Here is a 4,939-nt window from a genome sequence, read left to right as displayed (position 1 = left end):
AAAAACAATAAATCTGTCAGTGACAGAAATGAGTGAGAACTCAAACTTTTAATGAGAGTTTGATCCTGGCTCAGGACGAACGCTGGCGGCGTGCCTAATACATGCAAGTAGAACGCTGAAGGAGGAGCTTGCTTCTCCGGATGAGTTGCGAACGGGTGAGTAACGCGTAGGTAACCTGCCTGGTAGCGGGGGATAACTATTGGAAACGATAGCTAATACCGCATAAGAGTAGATGTTGCATGACATTTGCTTAAAAGGTGCAATTGCATCACTACCAGATGGACCTGCGTTGTATTAGCTAGTTGGTGGGGTAACGGCTCACCAAGGCGACGATACATAGCCGACCTGAGAGGGTGATCGGCCACACTGGGACTGAGACACGGCCCAGACTCCTACGGGAGGCAGCAGTAGGGAATCTTCGGCAATGGACGGAAGTCTGACCGAGCAACGCCGCGTGAGTGAAGAAGGTTTTCGGATCGTAAAGCTCTGTTGTAAGAGAAGAACGAGTGTGAGAGTGGAAAGTTCACACTGTGACGGTATCTTACCAGAAAGGGACGGCTAACTACGTGCCAGCAGCCGCGGTAATACGTAGGTCCCGAGCGTTGTCCGGATTTATTGGGCGTAAAGCGAGCGCAGGCGGTTAGATAAGTCTGAAGTTAAAGGCTGTGGCTTAACCATAGTACGCTTTGGAAACTGTTTAACTTGAGTGCAAGAGGGGAGAGTGGAATTCCATGTGTAGCGGTGAAATGCGTAGATATATGGAGGAACACCGGTGGCGAAAGCGGCTCTCTGGCTTGTAACTGACGCTGAGGCTCGAAAGCGTGGGGAGCAAACAGGATTAGATACCCTGGTAGTCCACGCCGTAAACGATGAGTGCTAGGTGTTAGACCCTTTCCGGGGTTTAGTGCCGCAGCTAACGCATTAAGCACTCCGCCTGGGGAGTACGACCGCAAGGTTGAAACTCAAAGGAATTGACGGGGGCCCGCACAAGCGGTGGAGCATGTGGTTTAATTCGAAGCAACGCGAAGAACCTTACCAGGTCTTGACATCCCTCTGACCGCTCTAGAGATAGAGTTTTCCTTCGGGACAGAGGTGACAGGTGGTGCATGGTTGTCGTCAGCTCGTGTCGTGAGATGTTGGGTTAAGTCCCGCAACGAGCGCAACCCCTATTGTTAGTTGCCATCATTCAGTTGGGCACTCTAGCGAGACTGCCGGTAATAAACCGGAGGAAGGTGGGGATGACGTCAAATCATCATGCCCCTTATGACCTGGGCTACACACGTGCTACAATGGCTGGTACAACGAGTCGCAAGCCGGTGACGGCAAGCTAATCTCTTAAAGCCAGTCTCAGTTCGGATTGTAGGCTGCAACTCGCCTACATGAAGTCGGAATCGCTAGTAATCGCGGATCAGCACGCCGCGGTGAATACGTTCCCGGGCCTTGTACACACCGCCCGTCACACCACGAGAGTTTGTAACACCCGAAGTCGGTGAGGTAACCGTAAGGAGCCAGCCGCCTAAGGTGGGATAGATGATTGGGGTGAAGTCGTAACAAGGTAGCCGTATCGGAAGGTGCGGCTGGATCACCTCCTTTCTAAGGATAAGGAACTGCGCATTGGTCTTGTTTAGTCTTGAGAGGTCTTGTGGGGCCTTAGCTCAGCTGGGAGAGCGCCTGCTTTGCACGCAGGAGGTCAGCGGTTCGATCCCGCTAGGCTCCATTGGTGAGAGATCACCAAGTAATGCACATTGAAAATTGAATATCTATATCAAATAGTAACAAGAAAATAAACCGAAAACGCTGTAGTATTAATAAGAGTTTATGACTGAAAGGTCAAAAAATAAGGTTAAGTTAATAAGGGCGCACGGTGGATGCCTTGGCACTAGGAGCCGAAGAAGGACGTGACAAACGACGATATGCCTTGGGTAGCTGTAAGTAAGCGATGATCCAGGGATTTCCGAATGGGGGAACCCAACAGGTACTACCTGTTACCCACATCTGTTAAGGATGTGAGGAGGAAGACGCAGTGAACTGAAACATCTAAGTAGCTGCAGGAAGAGAAAGCAAAAGCGATTGCCTTAGTAGCGGCGAGCGAAACGGCAGGAGGGCAAACCGAAGAGTTTACTCTTCGGGGTTGTAGGACTGCAATGTGGACTCAAAGATTATAGAAGAATGATTTGGGAAGATCAGCCAAAGAGAGTAATAGCCTCGTATTTAAAATAGTCTTTGTACCTAGCAGTATCCTGAGTACGGCGGGACACGTGAAATCCCGTCGGAATCTGGGAGGACCATCTCCCAACCCTAAATACTCCCTAGTGACCGATAGTGAACCAGTACCGTGAGGGAAAGGTGAAAAGCACCCCGGGAGGGGAGTGAAATAGAACCTGAAACCGTGTGCCTACAACAAGTTCGAGCCCGTTAATGGGTGAGAGCGTGCCTTTTGTAGAATGAACCGGCGAGTTACGTTATGATGCGAGGTTAAGTTGAAGAGACGGAGCCGTAGGGAAACCGAGTCTGAATAGGGCGCCTTAGTATCATGACGTAGACCCGAAACCATGTGACCTACCCATGAGCAGGTTGAAGGTGCGGTAAGACGCACTGGAGGACCGAACCAGGGCACGTTGAAAAGTGCTTGGATGACTTGTGGGTAGCGGAGAAATTCCAAACGAACTTGGAGATAGCTGGTTCTCTCCGAAATAGCTTTAGGGCTAGCGTCGACATTAGAGATTCTTGGAGGTAGAGCACTGTTTGGGTGAGGGGTCCATCCCGGATTACCAATCTCAGATAAACTCCGAATGCCAATGAATTATGGTCGGCAGTCAGACTGCGAGTGCTAAGATCCGTAGTCGAAAGGGAAACAGCCCAGACCACCAGCTAAGGTCCCAAAATAATTGTTAAGTGGAAAAGGATGTGGGGTTGCACAGACAACTAGGATGTTAGCTTAGAAGCAGCTATTCATTCAAAGAGTGCGTAATAGCTCACTAGTCGAGTGACCCTGCGCCGAAAATGTACCGGGGCTAAAACAATTTACCGAAGCTGTGGATACCTTTATAGGTATGGTAGGAGAGCGTTCTATGTGTGAAGAAGGTGTACCGTGAGGAGTGCTGGAACGCATAGAAGTGAGAATGCCGGTATGAGTAGCGAAAGACAGGTGAGAATCCTGTCCACCGTAAGACTAAGGTTTCCAGGGGAAGGCTCGTCCGCCCTGGGTTAGTCGGGACCTAAGGAGAGACCGAAAGGTGTATCCGATGGACAACAGGTTGATATTCCTGTACTAGAGTATGTAGTGATGGAGGGACGCAGTAGGCTAACTAAAGCAGACGATTGGAAGTGTCTGTCTAAGCAGTGAGGTGTGAACTGAGTCAAATGCTTAGTTCTATAACATTGAGCTGTGATGGGGAGCGAAGTTTAGTAGCGAAGTTAGTGACGTCACACTGCCAAGAAAAGCTTCTAGCGTTTAAACATACTCTACCCGTACCGCAAACCGACACAGGTAGTCGAGGCGAGTAGCCTCAGGTGAGCGAGAGAACTCTCGTTAAGGAACTCGGCAAAATGACCCCGTAACTTCGGGAGAAGGGGTGCTGACTTTAAGTCAGCCGCAGTGAATAGGCCCAAGCAACTGTTTATCAAAAACACAGCTCTCTGCTAAATCGTAAGATGATGTATAGGGGGTGACGCCTGCCCGGTGCTGGAAGGTTAAGAGGAGTGCTTAGCGTAAGCGAAGGTATGAATTGAAGCCCCAGTAAACGGCGGCCGTAACTATAACGGTCCTAAGGTAGCGAAATTCCTTGTCGGGTAAGTTCCGACCCGCACGAAAGGCGTAATGATTTGGGCACTGTCTCAACGAGAGACTCGGTGAAATTTTAGTACCTGTGAAGATGCAGGTTACCCGCGACAGGACGGAAAGACCCCATGGAGCTTTACTGCAGTTTGATATTGAGTGTCTGTACCACATGTACAGGATAGGTAGGAGTCTATGAGATCGGGACGCCAGTTTCGAAGGAGACGTTGTTGGGATACTACCCTTGTGTTATGGCCACTCTAACCCGGATAGGTGATCCCTATCGGAGACAGTGTCTGACGGGCAGTTTGACTGGGGCGGTCGCCTCCTAAAAGGTAACGGAGGCGCCCAAAGGTTCCCTCAGAATGGTTGGAAATCATTCGCAGAGTGTAAAGGTATAAGGGAGCTTGACTGCGAGAGCTACAACTCGAGCAGGGACGAAAGTCGGGCTTAGTGATCCGGTGGTTCCGTATGGAAGGGCCATCGCTCAACGGATAAAAGCTACCCTGGGGATAACAGGCTTATCTCCCCCAAGAGTTCACATCGACGGGGAGGTTTGGCACCTCGATGTCGGCTCGTCGCATCCTGGGGCTGTAGTCGGTCCCAAGGGTTGGGCTGTTCGCCCATTAAAGCGGCACGCGAGCTGGGTTCAGAACGTCGTGAGACAGTTCGGTCCCTATCCGTCGCGGGCGTAGGAAATTTGAGAGGATCTGCTCCTAGTACGAGAGGACCAGAGTGGACTTACCGCTGGTGTACCAGTTGTCTTGCCAAAGGCATCGCTGGGTAGCTATGTAGGGAAGGGATAAACGCTGAAAGCATCTAAGTGTGAAACCCACCTCAAGATGAGATTTCCCATGATTTTATATCAGTAAGAGCCCTGAGAGATGATCAGGTAGATAGGTTAGAAGTGGAAGTGTGGCGACACATGTAGCGGACTAATACTAATAGCTCGAGGACTTATCCAAAGTAACTGAGAATACGAAAGCGAAAGGTTTTCTTGGTTTGAATAGATATTCAATTTTGAGTAGGTATTACTCAGAGTTAAGTGACGATAGCCTAGGAGATACACCTGTACCCATGCCGAACACAGAAGTTAAGCCCTAGAACGCCGGAAGTAGTTGGGGGTTGCCCCCTGTGAGATATGGAAGTCGCTTAGCTCTA

1 tRNA gene and 3 rRNA genes are annotated in these 4,939 nt (G+C 50.1%); all 4 read left to right on the top strand.

The features are described 5' to 3' along the window. The first annotated feature begins 47 nt into the window (after positions 1 to 47). The 4 genes from ACLNCW_RS09735 to rrf all read left to right on the top strand — a co-directional run bounded on the left by ACLNCW_RS09735 (position 48) and on the right by rrf (position 4,935). Positions 48 to 1,593: ribosomal RNA gene (locus ACLNCW_RS09735) — 16S ribosomal RNA — on the top strand. A 51-nt stretch (positions 1,594 to 1,644) separates the two neighbouring features. Next, positions 1,645 to 1,717, top strand: a tRNA-Ala gene (locus ACLNCW_RS09730). 124 nt (positions 1,718 to 1,841) lie between these two features. After that, a 23S ribosomal RNA gene (locus ACLNCW_RS09725) occupies positions 1,842 to 4,743 on the top strand. Between the two features lie 76 nt (positions 4,744 to 4,819). Then, positions 4,820 to 4,935: ribosomal RNA gene (gene rrf, locus ACLNCW_RS09720) — 5S ribosomal RNA — on the top strand. The 16S, 23S and 5S rRNA genes sit together here with 1 tRNA gene alongside, the layout of an rRNA operon. The last annotated feature ends 4 nt before the right edge of the window (positions 4,936 to 4,939 follow it).

The organism is Streptococcus sp. CL6.22 (assembly GCF_049738055.1).
GTDB lineage: Bacteria > Bacillota > Bacilli > Lactobacillales > Streptococcaceae > Streptococcus > Streptococcus mitis_DJ.
This window is presented reverse-complemented; position numbering and strand designations above follow the sequence as displayed.